A 26,932-nucleotide genomic window follows, 5' to 3' on the forward strand; every position below is an offset into this window, starting at 1 on the left:
TTATTCCCTGTCTAAAGTTTGAAGTAAGCGAGATTTGGTAATAACACCAAAATACTGTCCTTGGTCGTCGACGACGGGTACCGCATAGGGTACTTCTGCCACTTGACTGATGAGATCGCCAACGGAAACGTCAGGATGAATAGTGATGGTGTCAGAAAGCAGGGCACTGCTTAGCGAACGTTTTTCTTTCTTCGCTTCATTCAAACTGTGAATGGAAACAATGCCGCTGAATTTGTTGGTTCGGTCAACGACGATGCCAAAGTCACGGTCGTGATCCATGAGCAGTTGCAGTGCGGCTGCGGGACCATCGTTGTCGTGTTTTTTAAACACAGCAGCAGGTTTTTTGCGTGCGATGTCTTTCGCACTGAATACCGATGCCACATTTACGCCACGGAAAAACGAACTGACATAATCATTGGCAGGGTTATGTAGAATCTCGTCGGGCGTCCCTACCTGAACCACCACACCGTCTTGCATGATGGCAATACGGTCGCCGATACGCATTGCTTCGTCTAAATCATGGGAGATAAAAACAATGGTTCGCTTGTCGTCGTTTTGTAGACGAATCAACTCATCCTGCATTTCAGCTCGAATCAGTGGGTCAAGTGCTGAAAAGGCTTCATCCATCAAGAGTATGTCAGGGTCATTCGTCAGTGCACGTGCAAGACCAACGCGTTGCTTCATACCACCTGATAATTCATCTGGAAAAGATTCGCAATAGGCATCTAGCCCAACACGTTCTAACGCTTCTCTTGCACTCTTATGTCTGGTTGCTTCATCAATACCAGCAAGCTCAAGCCCAAATGATGCGTTTTCCAACACAGTCATATGAGGCATCAATGCGAAGTTTTGGAAAACCATAGAGATGTTTTGACGACGAACTAATCTCAGTTCCTGCTCTGAGATATGGGCAATGTCCTTACCTTTTATCAGAACGTTGCCCTTTGTTGGCTCGATCAAGCGGTTAAGCAATCGAACTAATGTTGATTTTCCTGAACCTGACAAACCCATTATGACGAAGATTTCGCCTTCGTTAACCGTGAGAGAGACATCTTTGACACCTACGGTGAGTCCCGTTTGTTCAAAAATCTCATCTTTACTTAACCCTTTCTCTATCAGGGGGAAAGCTTCACTCGGAGTTTCGCCAAATACTTTATAGAGGTTTTTGACCTCCAGCATGGTAGACATGTTTTTCATCCTTGTTGCTGTACGGTTTTGACGTGAAATATCAAAATAATTATTAGTACACTAATTAATATTTTATAATATTACAAGGCGTTACTGGTGTGCTACAGGAGAAAATAATCACTATAATATTGAAATATAAAGAATATTTTCAATCATAAAAATTTTAAATTAATTTGAGTAGGAATGTTTTGTGTGGAAATTAAATTTTGAAATTTCAGCAGATGAGAACAACAAAGAATGGAAATTTTATGAACCGTTTAAACGAATTTTTTCGGATGGAGTGATAGAAATGAACGTTTTTTTGAAACAACATTTTTGCGTTTTTTTTACTACCCTTTATCAGGTGTGCCGAAACAATAAAAGTTTGTCTTAACGACAAATTATTATGATTAGACACACCCCCTGTTTTGTCCGATAAAGCGCGTGACATTTAGGGTGTCAGGTGTGGCTCTTGAAGCCACTTCATTCTCTCTTAGTGTGTGAGATTAAATGTGGAACAATCATCTAAATTAGATCGCGTACGTGCTGATTATAACGTTCATTATTGGAGCCAAGGTTTCTTCGGAATAGATAACCATGGTGAAGTCTATGTGTCACCAAGGAAAGATGGCCAATATCAAACGCAATTGAGTTCAATTGTGAGTCAGCTAGAAACACGCGGTTTGAATTTACCGGTGCTTGTTCGTTTTCCTCAAATCCTGCATCAACGTGTTCACAACATTTGTGACGCATTTAATCAGGCGATTGATGAATACGATTACCCGAACAAATACCTGCTGGTTTACCCAATCAAGGTTAACCAACAGCGTGAAGTTGTTGATGAAATCCTAGCGAGCCAAGCTCAGCTAGAAACAAAGCAACTGGGTTTAGAAGCGGGCAGTAAGCCAGAATTATTAGCAGTACTTGCAATGGCGCAACAAGCAAGTTCTGTCATCGTGTGTAATGGTTATAAAGACCGTGAGTACATGCGTCTTGCGCTGATCGGCGAGAAGCTCGGTCACAAAGTATTTATCGTACTAGAGAAGCTTTCTGAGCTTGATTTAGTGCTGAAAGAAGCAAAAAGCTTAGGCGTTAAACCTCGCTTAGGTATTCGTATTCGTCTTGCATCACAAGGTGCGGGTAAATGGCAATCAAGCGGTGGTGAAAAATCGAAGTTCGGTTTGGCTGCGGCTCAAGTGTTGTCTGTTATTGACCGTTTGAAAGCAGAAGATCAGCTTGATGCGCTACAACTTGTGCATTTCCACTTAGGTTCGCAAATGGCGAACATTCGCGACGTGCGTAACGGTGTAAACGAGTCAGCTCGTTTCTACTGTGAACTTCGTGAGCTGGGTGCAGACATTCAGTACTTTGACGTAGGTGGCGGTTTGGCTGTCGACTACGATGGCACGCGTAGCCAGTCGTCAAACTCAATGAACTACGGTCTGGTTGAATATGCTCGTAACATAGTTAGCACTGTTGGCGACGTATGTAACTTATACAATCAACCGAAGCCGACCATTATTTCGGAATCTGGTCGTTCGGTGACGGCGCATCACGCAGTGCTGATCACTAACGTAATTGGTACAGAAGGTTACACTCCTGAAGCGATTGTTGAGCCAGAAGCGGATGCACCGACCTTGTTACAAAACATGTGGCGTAGTTGGCAAACGTTGAACGATGATACCGATGCTCGTGCATTGATCGAAATTTTTAACGATACGCAAAGTGATTTGAATGAAGCACACATGTTGTTCTCAACTGGCGTAATCAACCTGCAACATCGTGCATGGGTAGAGCAGTTATCGCTACGTATTTATCATGAACTACGCATGAAAATGAGTGCGAAAAACCGCTTTCACCGTCCGATTTTAGATCAGTTGCAAGAGCGTTTGGCGGACAAGTTCTTCGTCAACTTCTCATTGTTCCAATCGTTACCAGATGCATGGGGTATCGATCAGGTGTTCCCAGTTCTGCCTCTGTCTAACTTGCAGAATGTGGAAGATCGCCGCGCAGTGATGTTGGATATTACTTGTGACTCAGACGGTGCGGTTGAGCAATACGTTGAAGGTCAGGGTATTGAAACAACGTTACCGGTTCCTGCTTGGTCAAAAGATACCTCTTACTTGATGGGCTTTTTCTTAGTGGGTGCATACCAAGAGATCCTTGGTGATATGCATAACCTGTTTGGTGATACACACAGCGCAGTTGTGAACATCACAGACGAAGGCGAATCTGAAATCACTTTCATCAATGAAGGTGACACGGTTGAAGATATGATGCGTTACGTGCATATCGACGTAGACGCAATTAGAGCTAACTACCGTCAGTTGGTTTCTCAGCGTGTGGCTGAAAACGAACAGCAAGACGTGTTAGCAGAATTAGAGCATGGTTTAAATGGTTATACCTACTTGGAGGATTTTTAAATGAATGATTTGTTTACTAAAACGGATTATTCATTGTATTCAAATGCAATGACGTTCCTTCGCCAGCCGTACCAGAGAGATCCGCTAGAGTCGGATGCTGATGTTGTGGTGTTAGGGGTGCCTTTGGATATGGCGACTTCAGGTCGACCAGGTGCTCGTATGGGACCAGACGCGATTCGTCGTGCCTCAGTTAACCTAGCTTGGGAAGGCAAAAAATTCCCATGGGATTTCAACCTGTTCAAACGCATCAAGTTAGTAGATGCGGGTGATTTGGTGTTTGATTGTGGTGACGCAGAAGATTTCACTTACCGCCTAGAAGCGGCAACCAGTGAGATTCTAAAGAGTGGTAAGACAGTATTGGCATTGGGCGGTGACCACTTCATCACTCTGCCAATCCTTCGTGCTTACGCGAAACACTACGGTGAAATGGCGCTGATTCATTTTGACGCGCACACTGATACTTATGCAAACGGCAGCGCGTATGACCACGGCACTATGTTCTATCATGCGCCGAAAGAGGGTTTGATCTCTCCTCGTCATTCTGTGCAAGTGGGTATTCGTACTGAGTACAAACAGGAAGGTCACGGCTTCAACGTAATCAACGCGATGCAAGCGAACGATATGTCTGCGGACGAAATCGTTGAGCAAATTCGTGAAATCGTTGGCGACAAGCCAGTGTACCTAACGTTTGATATTGACTGTTTAGATCCAGCATTTGCACCGGGTACAGGTACACCAGTATGTGGCGGTTTAACTTCAGATAAGATTCTGAAAATTATTCGTGCACTGAAAGGTATTAACCTAATTGGTATGGACGTGGTAGAGGTTTCTCCGCCGTACGACCAAAGTGATTTAACGTCACTTGCCGGTGCGACAATTGCTCTAGAACTGCTTTACGTTTGGGCTTCAAACCCTGAGCGTGAATAAGTCGTTTACTGCAGGTTAAATCACCAAATTGAAAGCCGAGAGGAGAAATCTTCTCGGCTTTTTTATGCGCGTAACTCACGGGATAATTATTCAACAGGCAGATACAGGCTTTGCTTTGGAGTATCTAGTACCACGTTAGTCATTACACGGCGAATTTGCGGGAACTGTTCCATGATGTGTTCAATAAATCCATCGTAGCCTTTGGCATTTTCAGCCGTCATCACCACCATCAAATCGACATTACCAGTAACGTAAAATACCTGTTGTATCGAAGGTTGAGTCTCTGCCCAGCGTTTGAACTTATTGAGAACGGTGTAGTTGTCTCTGTCGATTTCTATTCCGGCAATAAAGGTCATTGGGTGAGTGGAAAATTCGGGTTTGATGACCGCTACTTCGGCTCTAATCGCCCCTTCATCCCTCAAACGTTTTATGCGTCTTTGCACGGCAGAAGCGGACAGACCCACTTGTTCGGCAATGATTTCACTCGCCATACGGCAGTTGCTTTGCATCAGTTCCAGTATTTTCTTATCGAAATTATCCAGAGTGGTTTCACTCATGGTTTTCCTCTTGCGGTTATTCCGCATTATTGGCGTCTAAATGCGGTAAATCTTCCATGTGGTGCCAAGAATAGCGGATTTTACTTACCAATTGGAATCCACAATTACTCCATTCGTACGGTTTAGAAAGAAAAACGGCTATCAACCTCAAATGGTTTTTAGCTCGTAACTTTGGCTAGTTTAATGATTATGGCTGGCCTAATGGCTATGACTGGATTAAAAAATGCTTAATGATGATTTTGATACAGGGTTAAACCCTGAAACCTTCGCTCCTGAAACACTTGCGGTGCATGCGGCTATTCGACCAGACCCTCATACCAATGCCATTGCTCCGAACATTGTGATGTCGGTCAATCACAGCTTTCTGCCGAATGAAGGCGCATTTTCAGCACAAGGCATGGAAGATATCTCCGACTCTCCGTTTCTCTATGCCGGTTGGACAAACCCAACGGTGCGCTTACTCGAACAGCGCTTGGCTATTTTAGAACAGGCTGAAGATGGACTCGCGACAGCAAGCGGAATGGCCGCAATCACTGCGGTATTTATGTCTTTACTCAAAGTAGGGGATCACCTAGTAATCAGCGATGTCTGCTATGCCGCTGTGTATGAGTTTGCAACCCAAGTATTGCCCCAGTATGGAATAGAAGTCACGGCAGTGGATACTTCGTGCATCAAAAGCGTGCAAAATGCACTACGACCTAGCACTAAGTTGGTGCATATAGAGACGCCATGCAACCCGTTATTAAGACTAACCAATATTCAAGAGGTCTCTTTGCTGCTTAAAAACAGTGGCATTTTGCTCAGTGCTGATTCTACCTTTTCAACCCCGGTTATTACCCGACCACTTGCACTTGGGGCAGATTTGGTGATTCACTCTTTAACCAAGTTTATTAACGGGCATGGAGATGTGCTTGGCGGATGCGTGCTGGGCTCAAAAGCCTTGATTAGCAAGCTTAGAAGCGTTGCTGGCGTCTATTTTGGTGCATCTTTAAGTGCGCAGAGCGCATGGCTAATTATGCGGGGTATGGAGACGATTTATCCACGTATGAAAACCCTTTGTGAATCGGCTCAAACCATTGCTGAGTGGTTAGAAAACCACCCCAAGGTGCTAAGGGTTTTATATCCCGGCTTGGCGTCTCATCAACAATTTTCGCTGGCTAAGCAGCAAATGACATTTTTTGGCGGCATTATTGCATTCCAAGTAGAGGATATCGAACTGATTGAGCAACGGTTTGCACATGAGTCGAGGATGTTTTATTACGCTTATTCCATAGGACATCAACGCAGTTTAGCAGTGGTGTTAAAAACCGATGATTTGGACAAGTCGACTTATCGATTTAGTCCGGAACAAAAAGCGAAGTTTTCTAGGGAAGCTGGCAAAGGCGTGGTCAGGCTCTCAGTTGGTCTTGAGTCACCAACTGATTTGATTCGGGACTTAAGTCATCTTCTTAGATGAAAGCTGAATTTTTATAGCATTTTATTGGTTTTAAATTCGGATAGTTATTGAAATGTTATTAGATTGTGTTGCATTATCTGGTGGTTTTTGATGTCAGTACGCGTTTGCGTGATATTCAATACAACATCGTATTTGTCATTGGACGAACAGAAAAATAACAAAATTTTTTATAAGGGATATTATGAAAAAATTTATTAAATCTTCAGCTGCTGGACTTGTTTTTGCCTGCTCTCTGCTTGGTGCTAATCAAGCAATGGCGGAGTCTGACCTAGAAGGTGTTCTTAGCTCAGGTGAATTAAAAGTTTGTTTCGACGCGGGCTACATGCCTTTCGAAATGAAAACCAAAGATGGCCGTTTCATTGGTTTTGATATCGATTTAGGTAAGCACATGGCTCGCTCTATGGGTGTTAAGTTCACACCTGTAAACACCGCATGGGATGGTATTATCCCTGCACTTCAAACCAACAAGTGTGACATCATCATGGGTGGTATGACTATCACTCCTGAGCGTAACTTGAAAGTTAACTTTGCTGACCCGTACATTGTTATCGGTCAATCTATAATCTTCTCTCCAGCGCTTGAAGGTAAAATTAAAAGCTACACTGATTTGAATGATCCTAAATACACAGTCTCAACAAAGCTTGGCACTACTGGTGTTGAAGCTGCGAAGAAACACCTTTTCAATGCAAAAGTTGACCTTTACGACACTGAAGTAGACGCCGTTCTGCAGGTTGTTAACGGTAAAGCAGACGCTTTCGTTTATGACTTCCCATACAACGCGATCTACGCTGCTCAAAACAAAGGCAAAGTTGCGCATTTAGCAGAACCGTTCACTTACGAACCTCTAGGTTGGGCGATTCGTCAAGATGACCCGAACTTCCTAAATTTCTTGAATAACTACTTACGTCAAATCAAAGGCGACGGTACTTATGATCGTATGTACGACAAGTGGTTTAAATCTGACGACTGGTTGAAAGACGTTCAATAATTAACGTCTTAAGCTGTAGTCAACTGGGCAGCGTAACGTTGCCCAGTTCATTAAAAAGAATAAAGAGAATCTGAGTGATGCAGTCAAAATCCTCAAAGTGGATAGGACACGGAATTTACGTCCTAATTATGGCCATGCTTATTGGCGCGGTCTATTTCTCTGGGAAGAGTATTAACTATAACTGGCATTGGGATCGTCTCTGGCCGTACGTTGTTAACACCGAGATGCAACAACTTCGTGCAAACGGAGATGGTACAGCGGTGGTTAAAGCGGGTCAGTTAGCGATTGAATTCGACGATGCTAGCCAACCACAGATCATTGATCATTACACAACACTTTTGGTTGGAAACGGTGATTTGGTTTTCCAAGGCGATGCCGTTGCACAACTGAATGAATGGAAGTTTGGCCCGATTGCTCATGGTTTATGGGTGACGGTTGAAATTTCCTTTATCTCCCTCATTTTTGCGGTTTTGCTTGGCCTTGTGTTTGGCCTAATGAGGGTGTCCAAAAATCAGGCGGCGAGAAACTTATCTCTAACCTATGTTGAACTGATACGTGGTACGCCACTTCTGGTTCAAATCTTCATCGTTTATTTCTTTATCGGAACCGTACTCGATTTCGATCGTTTTACTGCCGGTGTTGTCGCGCTATCAGTATTTACAGGTGCTTATGTTGCCGAAATCGTACGCGCAGGTATTCAGGCTATTCCGACAGGGCAAATGGAAGCAGCGCGTTCATTGGGTATGACTTATCCAAAAGCGATGCGCTACATCATTCTTCCACAAGCCTTAAAACGCACGTTACCACCTCTGGCTGGTCAGTTTATTAACCTAATCAAAGACTCATCGCTGGTTTCTGTTATCTCAATTACGGACTTAACTAAAGCAGGTCGTGAAGTGGTCAGTGGCAGCTTTGCACCTTTTGAAGTGTGGTTTACCGTCGCAGCACTTTACTTACTAGTAACCGGGACTCTGTCTTGGGCAATTCAACGTTTAGAGAAGAGGTTATCAGCCAGTGACTAGTGAATACAACGGCGAAGATATGGTTTACGCCAGCAATGTCGACAAGTTCTATCCTAACGGTTGCCACGCTTTAAAATCGGTATCAACCACGGTAAAACGTGGTGAAGTCGTGGTTATCATTGGCCCTTCAGGTTCAGGTAAATCGACGTTTTTACGTACTCTGAACCAGTTAGAAGAGATCAGCTCAGGAACTATCATCGTTGATGGTTTCGATATGTACGCAAAAAGTACGGACATTAACGTATTGCGTCAGAACGTGGGAATGGTGTTCCAAAGCTTCAACTTATTCCCGCATATGACTGCGTTGGAAAACGTAATGATTGCACCCATGAAAGTGGCGAAGCGCCCTAAACATGAGGTGGAAGGTGCCGCGAAAGTGTTGATAAAACGTGTCGGCCTTGAAGATCGCATGAACAACTACCCAACGCACTTATCCGGTGGCCAGCAGCAACGTGTAGCGATTGCCCGCGCTTTAGCAATGAACCCAGACTTGATGTTGTTTGATGAACCAACATCAGCCCTTGACCCTGAGATGGTTGGGGAAGTACTAGACGTTATTAAAGGTCTGGCAAAAGAAGGGATGACCATGGTTATCGTGACTCACGAAATGGGCTTTGCCCGTGAAGTCGCAGACCGCGTGTTGTTTATGGAAGATGGTAAATTGTTGGTTGATGACAGCCCGCAAGCCGTGTTTGATAATCCAAGCCATCCTCGTTTGCAGCAGTTCTTGGCGAAAGTTCTGTAATAATAGCGATGCGATTAAATCAAAACCGAGCTTTAAAGCTCGGTTTTTTTCTTATTTGCGGGTTACATTGCCCAAAGTATCAGCGCGAGTATCTGTGGTGACAGTATCCGTAGACACATCACCAGCGGATACACAGTGGCATAAGCTAATGCTGATGCACCACTTGATTCATGTAGGGCATTGGCAAATGCGAGCGCTGGTGGATCAGTCATTGAACCAGCCAACATGCCGCAAATGGTGAGATAGTTGATATGACCAAGCACTCTTGCCAATATGCCAACCGTAATCAGCGGAATTGCTGTTATAGCGACACCATATCTCATCCAGCTAAGTCCATCGCCTTGCACCAGCGTTTCAATAAAGTTACCACCAGATTTAAGACCTACCACAGCCAAGAACAGTACGATACCAATTTCCCGTAGCGCTAAGTTGGCACTGGGTGGCATAAACCAGTACATTTTGCCGATACTGCCTATTCTGGCAAGAATGAGTGCAACGATCAGTGGGCCGCCAGCCAGTCCGAGTTTGATTGCAGCGGGGAAACCCGGTAGGTAAAAAGGAATTGAACCGAGCAACACTCCGAGACCAATACCGACAAACACAGGCAGCATTTGTACCTGTTGCAACTTTTGGTGAGCATTGCCGACCATGCCGCTAACCGCTTCAATGGCTTCCTGACGTCCGACTAAGTTCAAAATGTCACCAAACTGAAGGGTAGAGTTGCTGGTGGGGATCAACTCAACACCTGCACGGTTAAGGCGTGAGACAACAACGTCATATTTCTCTTTTAGATCTAAGTCTCTGAGCTTTTTACCCAGAACCACTTCATTGGTAACAACCAAACGTTGCACTCGCAGTTCTGTTCCTCTGGTAGAGAGCGATACATCAACCTCTTCGCCAATCACGAGACGCGCTTTTTCCAAAGCGTTCTTGTCGCCGACAAGGTGGAGCAGGTCATTGACTTCAACACGAGAATCCGGTTTTGGTACCAATAACTGTTCATTGCGTTTTAGGCGTGAGCACACAATGTTACCGTCACTAAGTGCTGGAATATCTTTCAAAAACAATCCGTTTAAGTTGGGGTTTTTAACAGAGATATTCATGGTGTGTAAACTTGATTTCTTGTGACCATTTTTGATTTCAAACTCATCGGCTTCTTGGTTCACATTGACGCGGAAGATAAGTCTAATCAACCACATAGTGAGCAATATCCCGCAGATACCAAACGGGTAGGCAATGGCATAGCCCATACCCGTCATATCAAGTAGGTTTTCCTGACCCCCGAGTTCCGTCAGGATCTGTTGACCCGCACCAAGAGAAGGGGTGTTAGTCACCGCACCAGAAAAGACACCAAGAATAACAGGAAGAGGGACATCAAACAGGTAGTAGAGAGCGACAGTAACCAGACACCCTAACAACACAATCAATGCGGCAAAGCCGTTGAGTTTTAAGCCTGAACTTCTCAGTGACGAGAAGAAGCCGGGTCCAACCTGAATACCAATCGTATAAACGAATAAGATTAATCCAAACTCTTGGATAAAGTGTAAGGTGTGGTAGTTGAGCTCAACGCCCCATGCTCCAGTAAAGTGACCAACGAAAATGCCGCCAAACAGCACTCCGCCGATCCCTAAACCAACGCCATAGAGTCGCCAGTTCCCTATCCACAGACCTAACACCGCTACCAGAGCAAGGATACTGATAGAGAGTGCGATATCACTCATAGTAAGTCTCCTGAACAATTACAAAAACGGTTGACGGGCAATCGTTGTTGAACATCAGGCAGGGGTAGGCGTAAGAACTAAAACGTGGTTATGTCTACGGCTGGAGGGTTCAGATATAGGCGTTGAATGTGCGAGGTATCTTGAGCAGTTCAACGTCACTTTATTGCCCTAACTATGCTATTAGTAATACTGCAATAGATTTAGATTGTTAACTCTAGTTATACAAAAGTGTGCTGTTTAGCAGGAAATAGATTTAGCCAATAAACATATGTTAAATAAGGGTAAAAAGCGTTTCCTAAATGCAAGTAAAGTAAACGCTGAGAGCCTGAATGTAACATAATATTTCACTGCATATTCCAATTAGATGAGTTTGGGATATGCAGAAAAAGCAGTTTTAGGCTTCGATCATTTGATCACTGGCATGCTGTAACAGATGGCAAATTAATTCTGTGGTAGTTGCTGGGTCACCAGCTTGCCGACAGTAGTCTATTACCGGGCCGCAGATCTCTTGGATCTCCATTGGGCGTCCTTTTTCTCGGTCGACCAACATGGATGTTTTGATAGCATCAAACTCACAGATAAGACTAAACATCTCTGCTACATCATCTTCAGTCATATTCACATTCGCACACTTTGCCGCTCTTGCTGTTTCTTGCATGATCTTATAAACGGCTTGTTTCAATACTGGGTCTTTTGTGACGGTTTGAGTATCTTTCATTGTTAAAGCGGTAATTGGGTTTATCGCGTTGTTTATGAGCAGTTTACGCCACAACGCATAACTTACATCTTCATAAAGCTGATTTGGAATATCTGCAGAGTCGAAAACTGAGCCAAGTTCGCAAAGGAAATCTTTCAGGTGTGGGTTTGCAGATTCTGATGGCCACGCGCCGAAATCGATTTGTGCCTTGCCTGTCGCTTCTATCTTTCCGGGTTCCAGAGCATGGGCTCCGATTCGTATTGCCAGTCCGCCAATGGTGCGTTTTAATCCAACCGTATTGGCGATAATGCCTTCATTCATCACGCCGTTTTGAATGGACAAAACAGGAGTATCGCACGCATCAAGCCATGGCTTCATTTGATCCATCATTGAGCTGGTTGTGCTGCCTTTTGATGCAAGAATTAGCAAATCAAAATCATTGCCGTTGTAATCATCACAAAGCCCTTGAATATCGGTAGCCGAAACGGGGGCCGAAAAGAAAAAATCTGGATGTGTTATCTCAAGACCTTGTTGCTGTAACGCTTTTAAATGTTTACCTCTGGCAACAAAAACAACATCGTGTCCTGCATTAACTAGCTTTGCCGCATAGTAGCAACCAATACCACCTGCACCGATCATTGCTAATTTCAAGAGAGCTCTCCTTACGTACACATTTATAAGCAAAAACAGATTAAACGCTTAAGAAAGTAATCACCAGAGTTAAGTGAACAGGGATATTCAGTGAGAGCTACAAAAATAAAAAAAGCCACATCAACCTTGATGTGGCTTTCGCAAAATGCGGAATTAATAAGAAAAGTCAGTAGATAAAGTTCTCGTAATTAGAACGAGTATTTAGCTACAAATTTAACTGCGCTGCCGTCTTCTTTAACGCCATCTTTTTCGATCTCGCCGTTTTGAACAACGAAGTCAGTTTTGAACTCTTTAGTTACGTCGTAACCTAGACCTAGGTATGCTGTTTGTGCTTCAAATGCTTTACCTTGGTAATCGCCTTCAGCGTACTGCACTGAACCGTAGATGCGGATAGTATCGATAGTGTATGTCGCCGCGAACGCGTAAGTGTCACCCTCGTTAGGAACGTCTAGTTTTAGTTCAACGCTGTCATTTGCTTTCAATGTTGTTGCATTTTCAAACGTGATGTAAGTTGCACCTAGTTTTAGATCACCAAATTTAACGTCCGCTGCTAGGCCTAGTGAATCAGCATCTTCACCGTCAGAACCAAACGCAACAGCCGCAGAGAAGTTGTCTGCTTTGTAGTTAGCAGAAAGAGCGTAGTTAGATTCGTTGCTAGAATCGCTGTCGGTTTCGTAGTTTGCAGAAAGCTCTAGTTTTTCGATAACCGTTTTCTTATAACGGATACCTTGACCATTAACGCCACCTTGACTAACGAATGCAAGGTTAGAACCTTCGCCAGATTTTGCTTTTTCTACCACACCGAATGAGTTACCAGTGTCACCTAGAGATAGGTTACCGAATGTTACATGGTCAAACTCAAGTTTGATGTCACCAAATGAAGCTTTTTTGTCTTTTACGCTAGTATCGTCAGTGTTTAGAGCAAACGAGCCAATTACTTTTGCATCTTCGTTAAGGAAGTGTGTGCCTTTAATGCTTAGGCTTGCATCTGTAAAGACGTGCTCTTGTTTTTCAGCTGAGTCAGCATCAACATATAGACCAACTGCTTTAGCCCAACCTGAAAGTTCAACAGTATTTGTGTCAGTAGCGTAGATTTCGCCTGCCGCTACAGAACCTGCTGCTAAAAGAGATACCACTGCTGCTAATGGTTTGATGTTCATATTTTACTCCATATTTTTATATTGATTACTCAAGAACGTAATCGAGTGTATTAATTTGCTTAACAACCTAATTTATTTGCTAGTGAGCAATATATTTTTATTAATCAAATCGACAGGGGAATCTTATACAAAACAACTTTTAAATATATTGAAAATTTATTTTTGAAATATTTTTTACGATCTACTTCATAATCATTGCGATATTACTGTTTGTTGTTAAGTAACAAGTTTCAATGCAATTAATAAATTTATTTATTCGATATTATTTAACGTATTCATTAATTTAATTTACATGGCTATTTATTTTGAGATGTGCCTCGCGATAGCTCTTGGGTGCTTGTTTACATTTGAGAAGATTGGTTTATATGGCAGCTAAGTACTGATATTCCTTACGTTGTTTTGTAATTGAGAAGGACGGTCACATAGGTTTTGTACGGAGGGTGAAGTTCTTTACGTCTGAGGTTGGCCAAATAAGTAGATAGGGTTTTATATTTTTCTTGAGTTAAATTTTATCTGGATCGCAAATTGTAATACTTGTGTGTTATTATTTGAAACGCAATTTCAAATTGAATTGAACAAGGTGGTTTGTTGACTATAATAGCTTTTATTAAATAAGTGATTTTGTTTGTTTTCTATTCTGGTTTTGACTGTTTTTGTGTGGTGATTCGCATTTTTAAAATAGTTGAATTCTAAATGTAAGAGATATTATGAGCGGTCGGTTTCTAACAGTTTTAGTTCGTTGTTTCCCTTTTATTGCTTGGTTGCCGCAAGTAAAAATGGACGTTGTAAAAGCGGATTTATTAGCGGGACTAACGGGCGCTGTGATCGTTATGCCTCAAGGTGTAGCGTATGCAATGATTGCCGGCCTTCCTCCTGAATATGGTTTATATACTGCAATCATTCCCGCCATTCTGGCGGCTCTATTTGGTTCTTCAAACCATTTGATTTCTGGGCCAACCGCCGCTTTGTCCGTCATTGTCTTCAGTACTATCAGCCAGTTTGCTGATACAGGGACGCCATTCTATATTCAGCTATGCCTTACTCTGACCTTCTGCGCTGGCATAGTACAGCTTTTGATGGGCGTGATGAGAATAGGAGCCGTAGTCAATTTTGTTTCTCATTCGGTTGTGATCGGATTTACAGCCGGAGCCGCGGTTGTGATTACCGTTAGCCAATTGAGACATGTACTCGGTTTAGACTACTCTTCGGCAAATACTGCGATTGAAAACCTGTGGTTGGTAATACTGCACCTTAACCAAGTTCAGGTTTTCTCATTACTTATCGCTCTGATCACCATCGCAAGCTGTATTGTAGCGAAGCGATTATTGCCTGCCATTCCAAATATGTTAGTCGCGATGTTGGCGTCTGTGCTTTTGGCTCTTTTGCTTACTCAAATTGGTATTCACATCGATTACGTAGACCAAATTCAAAGCTCAACGCTCCAGCTGTCAGCACCAGAACTCGATTCAGCAATTATCGGAGAACTGTCCGGTGGGATTCTAGCGGTTGCATTATTAGGTCTGGTTGAAGCCATCTCAATTGGTCGTGCAGTGGCGTTGAAATCAAAACAACGTATAGACAGCAATCAAGAGTTCATCGGGCAGGGTATTTCAAACCTAGTGGGGGCATTCTTCTCTTGCTATATGTCTTCAGGTTCTTTTACCCGTAGCGGCGTGAATTTTAGTAGCGGAGCCAGAACTCCCTTAGCAGCAGTCTTTGCGGGGTTAATTCTGTTATTGCTGATACCAGTGATGGCTGAGTATGTCAGCTATATTCCGCTCGCTGGTATGGGAGGCATCTTATTAGTTGTTGCCTATAACCTCGTTGATATTCCCTACATACGTTCGATCATTCAACAAGATAAGAAAGAGTCCGCAGTTCTAATGACTACTTTTTTTGCTGCAATCGTCTTGCACCTAGAGCTGTCTATTTACGTGGGCATCATGATGTCGATGTTTTTTTATCTGAGAAGAACCTCTCGGCCATTGGTCGACAAGGTAACCCCAACTGAGCTGGATATTGATGAAGTAAGTTTTTCGGACACGCAGATCGTCAGAATCAATGGTTCTATTTACTTCGGTTGTGTTGAACACCTGCATAGAGAGCTGGATTCGATCAAGGCGCAGCGACTCATCATTTTAGGAAAAGGGATCAACTTTATTGACCACCTTGGTGTGCAAATGCTGGCTGAACTCTCCACACAAGGAAATCGAGAAATCTATTTCTGCCACTTTAAAGCGAACGCTAAACAAGCATTGCTCCATGGTTCTTCCGTTTTCAAAGAAACCCATTTCTCTGAACGCCTAACGCCGCTTTTGGCGGGGTGGCGTATAGATGTGCATTGATAGTCTGCATTCGAGAAGTGGAAAGTTGCGAATTTTACATTGGATAGAAGGATATTGAGTCACTATGAAAGCAACCCAGTTTGATGAAATTGAACATCCCCATCGCCGTTACAACCCTTTGTTGGGGGAATGGGTGTTGGTTTCTCCACATCGAGCGAAGCGACCTTGGAGTGGGCAACAAGAAATGCCGGCAACAGAGGTTTCAACCCGTTATGACAAGTCATGCTTTTTATGTGCAGGTAATGAGCGAATTAGTGGAGATGTGAATCCAAACTATACGGGTACGTTTGTATTTAAAAACGATTTTGCTGCGTTAACAGGTGACACGCCGGAAAAGGATTCGACGGATGATCCGTTATTTAAGCTTCAAAGTGCAAAAGGAGAAAGCCGGGTTATCTGTTTTTCTCCAGATCACAGTCGCACATTGGCCGAGCTTTCACACACTGAAATCGAGCAAGTAATTGCAACCTGGATTAAAGAAACGAACAGCTTAAGTAAGCGTTATCCGTGGGTTCAGATTTTTGAGAACAAAGGTGAAACCATGGGATGTTCCCAGCCTCATCCGCATGGACAGATTTGGGCAAACAGTTTCATTCCTACCATGGTGAGTAAAAAAGACCATCACCAAAGGGACTATTTTGACAAACATGGTTCGCCGTTACTGCATGACTATGTTCAGCGCGAACTGATGCATAAAGAACGAGTTGTCGTAGAGACAGAACATTGGGCGGTGGTGGTGCCTTATTGGGCAGGCTGGCCTTTTGAAACACTTGTTCTGCCAAAAACAAAAGTAAGTCGCATCACTGATCTCTCTGAAGAGCAGCAAGCCGATTTGTCTATAGCTCTTAAAGAGATCACTACCCGTTATGACAATTTGTTCCAGTGTTCTTTCCCTTACTGCATGGGTTGGCATGGTGCGCCTTTCTCCTTGGGAGACAACAGCGACCATTGGCAAGTGCATGCTTCATTTTTACCTCCTCTTTTACGTAGCGCGACGGTAAGAAAATTCATGGTGGGTTATGAGATGTTTGCTGAGTCTCAGAGAGATTTAACGCCAGAGCAAGCAGCAGAAAAACTCCGCGCTGTAAGTAATGTTCATTACCGAGAAAAATAAATTTAAGTTATTAATTTTAATCTATAAAGAGTATTCACTATGACCGAGAAAGTATTTCTACGTCCATTGCCATCAGCGTTGGACGAGCAAAGTGTCGTTAATCATTTACCAACTGTTGTGGAATCGATTCGTCGCAATATCGCTAAAATTGGTGAGCGCAACCCTAAGATAGGTACGGCAACTCATCAGTGGGACTACTGCGATCAATTCGATTGGGTTTCGTCATTCTGGACTGGCGAATTATGGCTGAGTTACCAAATGACAGGGCAAGATATATTCAAGAACAGTGCAAAACTGCGTAAGAACTACTTTGCCAATATGCTTCTAGATCCGTTCTGGCTCGATCATGACTTAGGCTTTCAATACAGTCTTAGCTGTGTTGCAGATTACAAACTTACTGAAGATGAAGAATCGAAAATGATGGCGTTGAGGGCCGCTGATCATTTGATTCACCGCTTCAGAAAAATTGGTGGCTATATCGTGGCATGGAATGATACCCATCCACTCGGCCCTGAAGTGACGCTGGGCAAGTCAATTATCGACTCTTTACAAAATACAGCATTGCTATTCTGGGCTTCTGAAATTACAGGATCACCTGTTTATGCAAATGCGGCAAAGCGTCACAGCGAGACGCTAGCGAAAAATATTGTCCGAGATGATTTCTCTACCTATCACTCTTTCAACTTCGATCCCATTACTCAGCAACCTTTGAAAGGTGAAACGTTCCAAGGCTATGCGGATGACTCTTGCTGGGCGCGTGGTCAGTCTTGGGCTATTCATGGTTTTGCTCAGACATACTTGTATACAAAAGATGAGCAGTTTTTAACGCTGGCAAAGAAACTGGCTAAGTACGCAACTGATCATATTACCGATGATGGTGTACCCGTGTGGGATTACCTGCTTCCAAATCATGAAATTCAATACAAAGACAGCTCTGCTGGAGCCATTACTGCAGCCGGTTTACTGCTTATCGCTCAATGTATTGAAGACGAACAAGAAGCAAAAATGTATCGAGACTGGGGATTGTACCTGCTTCAAGGACTGATGAAGCAGTGTGACCTAACTCATGATGAAAGTGCGCTTGGTCTGCTGGCTCATGGGGCATCTTTTGTCAAAGTGGGTCTATGCGACAACATGCTTCCTTATGGTGACTACTACTACTTAGAAGCGTTAATGCGTGCGAACGGATATCAGAACTTCTTCTGGTAAGCCCTCTGATTGTCTTTACCTTTATTTTTTGATTTACGCGGGCAAGTCTGCCCGCTGATTTAACGTTTTGGAGTTTGAACATGAAACAGGTTTCTTCAACTAAAGGGCACATGACATTGCCTGTTGAGGTTGGACAAGAAGAAGTGGTATTGGATTTATACCAACGTTGGCAAGCGGACGCATTGCGAGACAGCGATGGTACTACTATGCCGGAATCATTAACAAAGCAAGACAGCGATATTTATTCTGTCGTGTGTTTGGTGCGCGCTGACCAACAGTTTGCCAATCAACACCCTGAGTATTTACATCGTAAATATCTGATGTCATTTCCTGTCACAGCTATGGCTGAGACGCTTGTTATCCAGCCTCTTGATGGCTATAGCAAAGACAAGTATGAGCTTGATGACGACAGCGATCCAAAATGCTGGTGGGAAGTACGCAACCGCACGACCAATACCGTGATCGATGTGTCGCTGTGGGAATTTGACGCTGCTACTCAACAAGTTTTGATTAAGCAGACACAGCCATACCATGAATACACCGTGACTTTTATGGCTCGTCAGGTGTGGGACAGCGTATCTATGTACAATGCGCTAACCAATGATTGGAAAGGTCCGCGTATCAAGAGCTTAGATCCTTATCATCCAGAATGTCGCGCACATTTAATCAAGCACTTTGCTCAGTGGCTGGATGAGCATCCGAACACCACTGTCGTACGATTTACGACTTTCGCATTCTTGTTCGTAATTGACACTGGTGAGCAAAATCAGGATATCTATCGTGACTGGACTGGCTACGGAGAAACCGTCAGCCCACGAGCGTTAGAGGACTTTGAAAAGCGTTTTGGTTATGCTTTAACGCCAGAAGATTTCGTGGATGCGGGTTATTACAACGGCACTTATAAAGCACCATCAAAGCGTTATCAAGATTGGATGACTTTCGTTCAGGAGTTTGTGGTTGATTTCGCCGCTGAGTTAGTCGCAATGGCGCACAAAGCTGGAAAGAAAACCGCCATGTTCCAGGGTGATCACTGGATTGGTACCGAGCCATTTTTGGAAAGCTACCAAAACATTGGTCTTGATATCAACATTGGCGCGGTGGAAGACGGGGTCGCACTTCGTCGTTTAACGGACTCCATGGGAGAACAAACCCGTGAAGCGCGTTTTTATCCTTATTTCTTCCCAGATGTTTTCCGTGAAGGTAATGATCCTGTCCTTGAGTCGATGTCTAACTGGGTGAAAATTCGTCGAGCGATGTTGCAGAAGCCTCTGGACCGAATTGGTTACGGTGGCTACTTGTCCTTAGCTAATAAATTCCCGCATTTTATTGACCATGTGACTGAGATATCACGAGAGTTTGGTGCTTATCTGCAGCATACACAAGGTACAGAATCTCAAAAGTTAACGGGCAAAATTGCTGTATTAAGTGCTTGGGGTAAGGCTCGCAGTTGGCTGCAAAACCAAGCGAGAGATCAACGTTTCTATGTTCCGCCACGCCCAGATGTGATGGAATTTGTCGGTAATAACTTGCTGGAGTGTTTGGCGGGTCTGCCGTTTGAAGTAGAGTTCATCAGTTTCGACGACATTATCCAAAACGGTATTAGTGAAGATATCAAAGTGATCATTAATACGGGGGATGCCAACTCTGCATGGAGCGGTGGCGAATGCTGGGACAACAGTGAAGTGCTGGTGGCATTGCGCAAGTTTGTCGGCCAAGGTGGTGGTTTGCTTGGCGTCTGTGATCCTTCAGCGTTTCAGAAAAATGGACGCTATTTCCAACTCGGTGATGTATTTGGTTTAGAGAAAGAGACAGCGCTGACTATGGGTCGCGTGGCGATGCCGCTGTCTATCGCGAAAGAACATTACCTAAGTCAATTCGTCACTGAAGGACTAGACTTTGGCAACCCTAGCTACGTATATCCGCAGGCGACAGATATTGCAGTGTTGGCCGCACAAGGTCAGCACCTTGCTTTAACGGCACGTAATTATGGTCAAGGGCGCTCGGTATACATGGGTAATCTGCCATTCAATATGAAAAATGCTCGTTTGCTACAGCAAGTATTGATATGGCTAAGCCACAATGAGACACAGCAGCATGCTTGGTTGTCGGACTATCCAAATGTTGATGTCGCTTATTATCCACAAACTGGCATGGTCGCTGCCGTTAACTACGTAAGTGAGCCTCAGCAAGTGACGATATCTAACGCTAAAGGCGAGTTCGTGAACATCAGTTTAGAAGGCTATGAATGGAAGTGGATCTCCATCTAACCTTTCGCTAAACAGGGATAAAACAAAAGGTGCATGGGATTGCACCTTTTTTACGTTTAAGAGTGTCGATAGGTAGGTTAATCGCTGACCGTGATTAACCTAGCACTTTAACGAGTCTTTTCGTTCTTGATTGACTCATCCAGAAGCTTCTGCATTTGCTCCACCTTTTCCGGCATTGTATCCGCAAGGTTGTTTAACTGGCCGATGTCGTCAAACAGATCATACAACTGAGCCGATGACATATTACCTTTTTCATTACCAGTATATTGACAGATGAAGTCGTCATCATGAGGTGGAATGTAGGCGTAACGTTGATCACGGAACACTTTTTTATATTGCATTCCTTCCAGCACCATACTTTCACGTCCATATGGATCACGACCGATTAACGCTTCGAGCTGTTGTTCACTATCTGGTGCTTCGTCTTCCGTCAGCTCGTAACCAATAACTTTTGCCAGGCTGTGGTAAAGATCGACTTGGTTGATTAATGCATGACTGTGCTTTTCGCTGATAGTTTCAGGCCAGCGAACGATGAATGGCACGCGAGTACCGCCTTCGAACAAACTGTATTTTCCACCACGTAAAGGCCCAGCTATTTTATGCTGACCATTGAGCTCTAATGCTTGGTCTTTATAGCCATCATTGAGCACTGGCCCATTATCACTGGAGAAAATGACGATGGTATTTTGCTTGAGCCCCAGTTGGTCAATTTTGTTAAGAACCTGACCAATGCACCAGTCCATTTCTACGATGACATCGCCACGCACGCCGTGTGGGGTAGCGCCTCTGAACTTGGGATTTGGAATACGCGGTACGTGAGGTTGATGCATCGCGTAGTATAGGAAAAACGGCGTGTTTTGGTTTTGTTCTATGAATTCAATCGCTTTCTCGGCGAAACGCTCGCCCATGGTTTCGTCATTCCAAATCGCAGATTCTCCACCGAGCATATGACCAATACGGCTCACGCCATTAATGATGGTGCCGTCATGCCCATGGTCATACATCACGTCGAGCAACTCTGGATGGCTACGCCCATTTGGCACATCAGAAAATGCTTTGTCCCAGTCGTAGGTCACTTCAATCGGGTCGTTTGGGTCTAGGTTTTCTACATTGCGATTGTCGATATACACACAAGGTACACGGTCATTGGTGGCGGCCATAATAAAGGATTGGTCAAAACCGACATCATTCGGTGTGCCTGAGATTGACTTATTGAAGTCTAGCTTGCCATCTCCCAAACCTAAATGCCATTTGCCCACAATACCTGTGTTGTAACCTTGTTTCTTGAACATTTTAGGTAGCGTTGGCTGATCTTTGCTGATGATTTGAGCGGCATCACCGGGTAACACTGCTGCGTTAGGATTTCGCCAAGGATAGCTGCCCGTCAGCAAGCTATAGCGAGAAGGAGTACAGGTTGCTGCAGTGGCATAACCCTGATGAAATTTAATGCCTTCGTCTGCCAGCTTATCGAGATTTGGCGTAGGAATATCATTGGCGCCATAGCAACTCAAGTCGCCAAAACCTAAGTCGTCGGCATAGAGAATGATGACATTAGGAGGAGTATTGTTCATTAACAGTCCTTAGAATGAGGATAAGGTAATATATCGTTTAGAATTTTCAGCTCTGCCCAAGGGTCTTGGATACGAGCCAGTTCTGCAGCAAGTTGTGAAAGTAGTTCTTGAGTGAGAGAAGCGGATGCTTGCCATGCGATGTTGGCTAACTGGTAAGGGTCTCTCTTATTATCGAATAGTAAAATGCTATCGAGCTTAAGCTTGCGGTCGATTTCCAAGGCAAAGGTATAACGGTCAGTCCTAATTCCTCTGCTTTGTGGGAAGTAGCTAACTACTTTGCCATTCTCGTCCTTTTCGCCATCTAAATTGCGAATGTAAAGGGCACAGTTCGAATGAACGTTGTTTTTGTTGTCGGTAATAGACGACGCTTTACTTTGGCCTGTGATATTGGTTGGTAAGTTCTCTTTTAGACCTAGCATATCCAAAATCGTTGGCATGATGTCTGCGCTGTTTAGAAAGGTTTCAGACACTTTAGGCAGATTTTGATTAACGCTTTTGACTAAGAATGGAACGAGGAACGCTTCTTCAAAAATTACGTTTTTCGCATCTGTTAGGCCTTGGCTGCACAAGGTTTCACCATGATCGCTGGTGAACACCACAATAGTGTTATCCCATTCGCCAATCTCTTTTAGAGTTTCAACAATTCGTCCAAACTGCTGGTCAACGCCGCTGACATTGGCAAAGTAATATCTCGCGCTTGCGGCTTTCTCTAAATCCAGTTTGGCGTTGTCACGCACCAGAAGTTGTTCATCGATGAATGCTTCATAAAGCTGTAAGTCTTGCTCACGACAGTCTTCTAAACTTTGATAAGGGCTATGAGGTGGGTTCATAGAAACAAAAAGAGCAAATGGACTGCTTGGGTCTCTTTCCGCATTCTCATTTTTTAAATAAGAGATAGCTTTGTCTGCTTCGTGTTCAGCAGACCAAGTGCGAGGTTCGTGTCTCACGCCATCAGTATCGTAGTAGTGGGGGTTACGATGCTCGTCAAAGGTACCGTAACCATACCAGTAATGAATACCATGCCTGCGCTGTGGCTCTGTATAAGAATCCCAGGCAGGTACTGAGGAATCGACATACTCTCCGGGCTTATCAGGCGCATTAGGGGTTGGTAAATCAAGGTGCCATTTACCAATATAACCAACGTGGTAACCAGATTGAGCCAGAATGTCGGTAAAGCAAGTTGCACTAGCGGGGAGGTCAGATATTACTCGATCAGAATTACAGTTAAGAGGAACACCACTTTTATTTGGATACTGGCCGGTAAATAAACTTCCGCGATGAGGGCTGCATACCGGGCAATTACTTACAGCGTTCGGTAATAAATAAGCTTGTTGAGCGAAATTATCGAGGTTAGGCGTATATACTGGGTCAGCTTTCCCAGAACAATGTTCTTTAAATAGTAATTCATTCCACAAACTCATCGACATTTGTCTGAATTGATCTGGGAATATATAGAGTAAATTTGGTTTATTCATATAGACAACTTATGTATGAAAAATAACGGGATTTTATAACTATTTAGTTGAGTGTTTTTATGGCATTTTTTTAACTTACTCGCAAACGATAAATTAATAATTTGTTCGATATATTCTTATCTACCTCATGAGTTTAATGCTTTAGTATTTTCTTTATCGAAACTCAATAAAGCAACTCATATGCACATATTTACATCGAAACCAACCGCTTTAAATCCATTTCATGTACTTATTAAGCCCATTGGCCCCTTGTGTAACTTAGATTGTGACTACTGCTTCTATCTCGATAAGACAGAATATTTTCCAAATCAAAATCGTTTTGATATGAGTGACGCACTTTTAGAAGATCATATTAAGGGATACATCGAAAGTCAGCCCCGCGGCACAGTAGAGGTGACCTTTGGTTGGCAAGGGGAGAACCGACTCTACGCGGTATCGACTTTTACAAGCGAGCCATCGCCTATCAGCAAAAGCACAAACGAGAGGGCATGAATGTGTTGAACACATTTCAGACCAACGGTGTGCTTATCAATGATGAATGGGCCCAGTTTTTGAAACTGAATCGTTTTCTGGTGGGTATTAGTCTTGATGGCGACGAAGAGTTACATGATCGCTACCGCAAACATCGAAACGGCAAAGGATCTTATCAGCAGGTAGTAAGAGGGCTACGTTGTCTTCAAAAGTATGATGTGGAATACAACATGTTAACCGTGATTCAAGCAAATAACGGCAATCACGGTAGAAGGGTTTATCAACATCTCACATCACTTGGCGTTCAATTTATTCAATTTATTCCGGTCGTTGAAGCTGAGAAAGGCAAAGGTGTCACAGATCGAACTGTCGGAGCAAAACAATTTGGCCGCTTTATGATTGAGGTATTTAACACTTGGCGTGAAAACGATATTGGTCGTGTGTTTGTAAGCCACTTCGACAATGCATTGGGCATGAGTTTGGGTATGCCGTCATCGAGCTGTGTTCATTCGTCAAGTTGTGGCAATAACTTAGTCATTGAGCACAACGGTGATGTGTACAGTTGTGACCACTTTGTTTATCCGCAATTTAAGCTGGGCAACATTAAACGCAGTGACTATCCAGATCTGATTGAAACACCAATCCAGCAGAACTTTTCTCTCGGAAAACCATCGTCAAGCGCGCTGCACTGTGGTCAGTGTTCACAACGTTATTTGTGTCATGGGGCTTGTCCTGCTCAGAGGATCAATCAAAACGGAGAGATCTCGTTCACTGAGAAGCACCATCTGTGTGAAGGATACTTTATGTTCTTCTCTTTTATTGAACCGTATTTAAAAGCGATGGGTGAATGTTTAAGACAACAATTGCCGGTGATTTATTACTCACATTTCGTCAAAGGGGAAGAATAAATAATATTGAAGTGAGTAAATATCTTCTTCTATAAGTGCGATGCGCTTAATGATTTTTTGGGTTCCATTTTTCTTGATTTATGTTCTGTTAATTTGTTTTTAATAATTTTTGTAAAAGTGTGAATTAATCTTTCGTCAAAAAATGCGATGCAATCGAAAAATAATTGAGGTGAATGGATGGAGTTATGACTCAGATATCGAAAATATAAAAAGTCGTTTTAATAATAATAACTCGTGATATTAAATTATTTCCAACGAAGCAGCTTATTTAACTGAGTGATTATTTATAATGTCTGTGTGCTGGAAAGATTTAACCGAGAAAGACAATTTATTTGCGACTCGTCAGAGCGTTGCAGAATTAGCCAAGAATGTGTTGCATCAACACGTAATGATTATTTCAGACCAAGTTAAATTAGATGTTCAAGCAAATAGTGCCGCCCATTACACGCGTCAAACTGCAGATATTGAATATGTATGCCGTTTATTATGGTTAGCGGTTCCGGCAAAGCATGTTCATCCTGAAATCAATCATTTGTTGAGTCAGAGAATCATTGATGGAACTACGCCTGATTCTAGTGAGTTTTGGCAACCTGCAAAGGACTATGACCAACGAGTTGTAGAAATGTCGGCCATCGCGATGGCGCTTGTGGAAGCGCCTGAAATCTACTGGCAACCATTAACTGAAGAGCAACAAGCGAATTTGTCTGAATGGTTGCTATCGTCTACGTACATCGCACTGCCACCCAACAACTGGTATTGGTTCCGCGTGCTTGTTTTGGAATCTCTGTCTTCGCTTGGTATTGCTGTTGATGCGTTGAACTTAGAGTTCGATCTACAAGCCATCGATGATATGCAGCTTGAGCAAGGTTGGTATGAAGATGGCGCCACTGGTGTTATGGATTACTACAATCCTATGGCATTTCAGCTTTACGCCTTGATGTATTGTCGCTGGAATCCAGAATCACCACGTAAAGAATTACTGCTTAGTAACGCGTTAGAGTTCGCGAAAACTTACAGTGACTGGTTTGACGTTGAAGGACGTCAACTCGCCTACGGCCGTTCATTAAATTACCGTTTCGCAGCATTAGCTTTTTGGGCCGAACTTGCCAGAGTTAACCCAGAGCATCCTGATATTGGCTTATGGCGAACGCTTTGGACACAAGGGATGAACTGGTGGGCGAATCAGCCTATTTCTGACAACAACGGCTTACTTCTACCGGGATTCGCTTACCCTAACTTGCTCATGAGTGAATTCTATACCAGCTCGGTGTCACCACTATTAGCTTTTAAAGCGTTTAATGCCTTAGCGATGGAAGATACTCATCCTTTCTGGCAGGCAGAGTTAGCATCACTGACGCCTACCACAAAACCACAGTGGGTAAACGACAGACATCTTCAGTGGCGTAATGGTGGCAGTTACTTATTAACCAATGCTTCTGGCAGCAACGAGCTACGTGAATGTGTCGATAAATACTATAAATTTGCTTACAGCTCTGCCCATGGGTTCTGCATCGACAGTGTCCGTTGGATAAACCAAGGCTGGGCGGGCGATAACATTCTTGCTTTCCAGCATCCTGAAACGCTGCAGTGGTACAGCAGACCGAGACATATTGAAGCCTACCGAGAGGGAGAGGCGTTGGTCTCTGTCTGGTCTCCATTCAATGGTTGCAACGTTACCACCTACCAAAGTCTTCAAACAGATCGAGAAGTTCGTATTCATCGAATAACGAGTGACCGAGATTTGTCGTTCCTTATGACCGGATATTGTGTGGACGAGTGGCGAGGCTGGTTTAGTCACGCTGCCGCAGCGCCTTCGCGAATTGAATCCAAAAAATTATTTAGTGAATTGCGGTTGGTCAGAGGTCAGGGGCAAGCCTGTTGCTACCCGTGCGCTCCGAACACCAACGTTGTGTATCCGCATTCCAGTGTTCCCGCTATTTCGGGTGTCATCAATGTTGGTGACACGGACATAGAAGTCCATGTTCTGGCCGGAAATATATGAGCATTGCTTATGTAATGCCTTGAATTCCTTAAAACAAAAACCTTGAAACAATAGAT

Annotated in this window: 19 protein-coding genes; 12 read left to right on the forward strand and 7 right to left on the reverse strand. The window is 43.6% G+C overall.

The window, feature by feature from the left end; all coding sequences use genetic code 11:
• Positions 1-1,188 carry a glycine betaine/L-proline ABC transporter ATP-binding protein ProV gene (proV, locus tag P4S58_RS16910; protein ID WP_337164830.1) on the reverse strand — a complete coding sequence of 396 codons (1,188 nt, stop codon included), beginning with the start codon at positions 1,186-1,188 and terminating at the stop codon, positions 1-3.
• Between the two features lie 491 nt (positions 1,189-1,679).
• Here proV and speA point away from each other — a divergent pair, with 491 nt between their 5' ends.
• Positions 1,680-3,590 carry an arginine decarboxylase gene (speA, locus tag P4S58_RS16915; protein WP_102964543.1) on the forward strand — a complete coding sequence of 637 codons (1,911 nt, stop codon included), beginning with the start codon at positions 1,680-1,682 and terminating at the stop codon, positions 3,588-3,590.
• The gene (gene speB / locus P4S58_RS16920) at positions 3,591-4,517 is read left to right on the forward strand and encodes an agmatinase (RefSeq protein WP_102953546.1); all 927 of its coding nucleotides are present in this window, start codon (positions 3,591-3,593) and stop codon (positions 4,515-4,517) included. It abuts the gene before it with no gap.
• A gap of 86 nt (positions 4,518-4,603) precedes the next feature.
• Here the strand turns inward: speB and P4S58_RS16925 are convergent, their stop codons facing one another.
• Complete coding sequence (locus P4S58_RS16925; RefSeq protein ID WP_337164833.1) at positions 4,604-5,074, reverse strand: Lrp/AsnC family transcriptional regulator; 471 nt, start codon at positions 5,072-5,074, stop codon at positions 4,604-4,606.
• 223 nt (positions 5,075-5,297) lie between these two features.
• Here P4S58_RS16925 and P4S58_RS16930 point away from each other — a divergent pair, with 223 nt between their 5' ends.
• The 4 genes from P4S58_RS16930 to P4S58_RS16945 all read left to right on the forward strand — a co-directional run bounded on the left by P4S58_RS16930 (position 5,298) and on the right by P4S58_RS16945 (position 9,285).
• Positions 5,298-6,530, forward strand: a complete 1,233-nt coding sequence (locus P4S58_RS16930) for a trans-sulfuration enzyme family protein (RefSeq protein ID WP_337164835.1) — start codon at positions 5,298-5,300, stop codon at positions 6,528-6,530.
• Positions 6,531-6,711: 181 nt separating this feature from the next.
• Positions 6,712-7,518: a transporter substrate-binding domain-containing protein gene (locus P4S58_RS16935; protein ID WP_102953545.1), complete on the forward strand. Its 807-nt coding sequence runs from the start codon at positions 6,712-6,714 to the stop codon at positions 7,516-7,518.
• A 77-nt stretch (positions 7,519-7,595) separates the two neighbouring features.
• Positions 7,596-8,540, forward strand: a complete 945-nt coding sequence (locus tag P4S58_RS16940) for an amino acid ABC transporter permease (protein WP_337165815.1) — start codon at positions 7,596-7,598, stop codon at positions 8,538-8,540.
• The gene (locus P4S58_RS16945) at positions 8,533-9,285 is read left to right on the forward strand and encodes an amino acid ABC transporter ATP-binding protein (protein WP_269350155.1); all 753 of its coding nucleotides are present in this window, start codon (positions 8,533-8,535) and stop codon (positions 9,283-9,285) included. The genes P4S58_RS16940 and P4S58_RS16945 overlap by 8 nt, the downstream gene beginning before the upstream one ends.
• Positions 9,286-9,347: 62 nt before the next feature.
• On the opposite strand, the gene P4S58_RS16950 is transcribed toward P4S58_RS16945, so the two are convergent.
• From P4S58_RS16950 to P4S58_RS16960, 3 genes are all read right to left on the reverse strand, one after another.
• A complete protein-coding gene (locus tag P4S58_RS16950) occupies positions 9,348-11,006 on the reverse strand; it encodes a putative transporter (protein WP_337164837.1) in 1,659 nt (552 codons plus the stop codon).
• Positions 11,007-11,400: 394 nt separating this feature from the next.
• Positions 11,401-12,354 (reverse strand): ketopantoate reductase family protein, encoded by a 954-nt coding sequence (locus P4S58_RS16955; RefSeq protein ID WP_337164838.1) that lies wholly within the window; start codon positions 12,352-12,354, stop codon positions 11,401-11,403.
• Between the two features lie 188 nt (positions 12,355-12,542).
• Complete coding sequence (locus P4S58_RS16960; RefSeq protein WP_337164839.1) at positions 12,543-13,514, reverse strand: porin; 972 nt, start codon at positions 13,512-13,514, stop codon at positions 12,543-12,545.
• Positions 13,515-14,221: 707 nt separating this feature from the next.
• Here P4S58_RS16960 and P4S58_RS16965 point away from each other — a divergent pair.
• The 4 genes from P4S58_RS16965 to gnpA all read left to right on the forward strand — a co-directional run bounded on the left by P4S58_RS16965 (position 14,222) and on the right by gnpA (position 20,449).
• Positions 14,222-15,859: a SulP family inorganic anion transporter gene (locus tag P4S58_RS16965; protein ID WP_337164841.1), complete on the forward strand. Its 1,638-nt coding sequence runs from the start codon at positions 14,222-14,224 to the stop codon at positions 15,857-15,859.
• A 64-nt stretch (positions 15,860-15,923) separates the two neighbouring features.
• Positions 15,924-16,973, forward strand: a complete 1,050-nt coding sequence (galT, locus tag P4S58_RS16970) for a galactose-1-phosphate uridylyltransferase (protein ID WP_337164843.1) — start codon at positions 15,924-15,926, stop codon at positions 16,971-16,973.
• A 39-nt stretch (positions 16,974-17,012) separates the two neighbouring features.
• On the forward strand, positions 17,013-18,182 hold the full coding sequence (locus P4S58_RS16975) for a glycoside hydrolase family 88 protein (protein WP_337164845.1): 1,170 nt from the start codon (positions 17,013-17,015) through the stop codon (positions 18,180-18,182).
• Positions 18,183-18,262: 80 nt separating this feature from the next.
• Positions 18,263-20,449 (forward strand): 1,3-beta-galactosyl-N-acetylhexosamine phosphorylase, encoded by a 2,187-nt coding sequence (gene gnpA, locus P4S58_RS16980; protein ID WP_337164846.1) that lies wholly within the window; start codon positions 18,263-18,265, stop codon positions 20,447-20,449.
• Between the two features lie 107 nt (positions 20,450-20,556).
• Here the strand turns inward: gnpA and P4S58_RS16985 are convergent, their stop codons facing one another.
• Positions 20,557-22,020, reverse strand: a complete 1,464-nt coding sequence (locus tag P4S58_RS16985) for a sulfatase family protein (protein WP_337164848.1) — start codon at positions 22,018-22,020, stop codon at positions 20,557-20,559.
• Entirely contained in the window at positions 22,020-23,495 is a 1,476-nt protein-coding gene (locus tag P4S58_RS16990) for a sulfatase family protein (RefSeq protein ID WP_337164849.1), read from the reverse strand. Before P4S58_RS16990 ends, P4S58_RS16985 begins: the two co-directional genes overlap by 1 nt.
• A gap of 404 nt (positions 23,496-23,899) precedes the next feature.
• Here P4S58_RS16990 and P4S58_RS16995 point away from each other — a divergent pair, with 404 nt between their 5' ends.
• Both P4S58_RS16995 and P4S58_RS17000 read left to right on the forward strand, forming a co-directional pair.
• A complete protein-coding gene (locus P4S58_RS16995) occupies positions 23,900-24,874 on the forward strand; it encodes an anaerobic sulfatase maturase (RefSeq protein WP_337164851.1) in 975 nt (324 codons plus the stop codon).
• A 289-nt stretch (positions 24,875-25,163) separates the two neighbouring features.
• Entirely contained in the window at positions 25,164-26,876 is a 1,713-nt protein-coding gene (locus P4S58_RS17000; RefSeq protein WP_337164852.1) for a DUF2264 domain-containing protein, read from the forward strand.
• Positions 26,877-26,932: the final 56 nt, after the last annotated feature.

The sequence above is a fragment of the Vibrio sp. Hal054 genome (assembly GCF_037162405.1).
GTDB lineage: Bacteria > Pseudomonadota > Gammaproteobacteria > Enterobacterales > Vibrionaceae > Vibrio > Vibrio diazotrophicus.

What these genes read in the sequence shown, in the direction of transcription:
- P4S58_RS16950 (WP_337164837.1), bottom strand. Translation starts at nt 11,006, where the DNA reads ATGAGTGATATCGCACTCTCTATCAGTATCCTTGCTCTGGTAGCGGTG.
- P4S58_RS17000 (WP_337164852.1), top strand. Translation starts at nt 25,164, where the DNA reads ATGTCTGTGTGCTGGAAAGATTTAACCGAGAAAGACAATTTATTTGCG.
- galT (WP_337164843.1), top strand. Translation starts at nt 15,924, where the DNA reads ATGAAAGCAACCCAGTTTGATGAAATTGAACATCCCCATCGCCGTTAC.
- P4S58_RS16960 (WP_337164839.1), bottom strand. Translation starts at nt 13,514, where the DNA reads ATGAACATCAAACCATTAGCAGCAGTGGTATCTCTTTTAGCAGCAGGT.
- P4S58_RS16930 (WP_337164835.1), top strand. Translation starts at nt 5,298, where the DNA reads ATGCTTAATGATGATTTTGATACAGGGTTAAACCCTGAAACCTTCGCT.
- P4S58_RS16935 (WP_102953545.1), top strand. Translation starts at nt 6,712, where the DNA reads ATGAAAAAATTTATTAAATCTTCAGCTGCTGGACTTGTTTTTGCCTGC.
- gnpA (WP_337164846.1), top strand. Translation starts at nt 18,263, where the DNA reads ATGAAACAGGTTTCTTCAACTAAAGGGCACATGACATTGCCTGTTGAG.
- P4S58_RS16985 (WP_337164848.1), bottom strand. Translation starts at nt 22,020, where the DNA reads ATGAACAATACTCCTCCTAATGTCATCATTCTCTATGCCGACGACTTA.
- P4S58_RS16940 (WP_337165815.1), top strand. Translation starts at nt 7,596, where the DNA reads ATGCAGTCAAAATCCTCAAAGTGGATAGGACACGGAATTTACGTCCTA.
- P4S58_RS16925 (WP_337164833.1), bottom strand. Translation starts at nt 5,074, where the DNA reads ATGAGTGAAACCACTCTGGATAATTTCGATAAGAAAATACTGGAACTG.
- proV (WP_337164830.1), bottom strand. Translation starts at nt 1,188, where the DNA reads ATGTCTACCATGCTGGAGGTCAAAAACCTCTATAAAGTATTTGGCGAA.
- P4S58_RS16975 (WP_337164845.1), top strand. Translation starts at nt 17,013, where the DNA reads ATGACCGAGAAAGTATTTCTACGTCCATTGCCATCAGCGTTGGACGAG.
- P4S58_RS16990 (WP_337164849.1), bottom strand. Translation starts at nt 23,495, where the DNA reads ATGAATAAACCAAATTTACTCTATATATTCCCAGATCAATTCAGACAA.
- speB (WP_102953546.1), top strand. Translation starts at nt 3,591, where the DNA reads ATGAATGATTTGTTTACTAAAACGGATTATTCATTGTATTCAAATGCA.
- P4S58_RS16965 (WP_337164841.1), top strand. Translation starts at nt 14,222, where the DNA reads ATGAGCGGTCGGTTTCTAACAGTTTTAGTTCGTTGTTTCCCTTTTATT.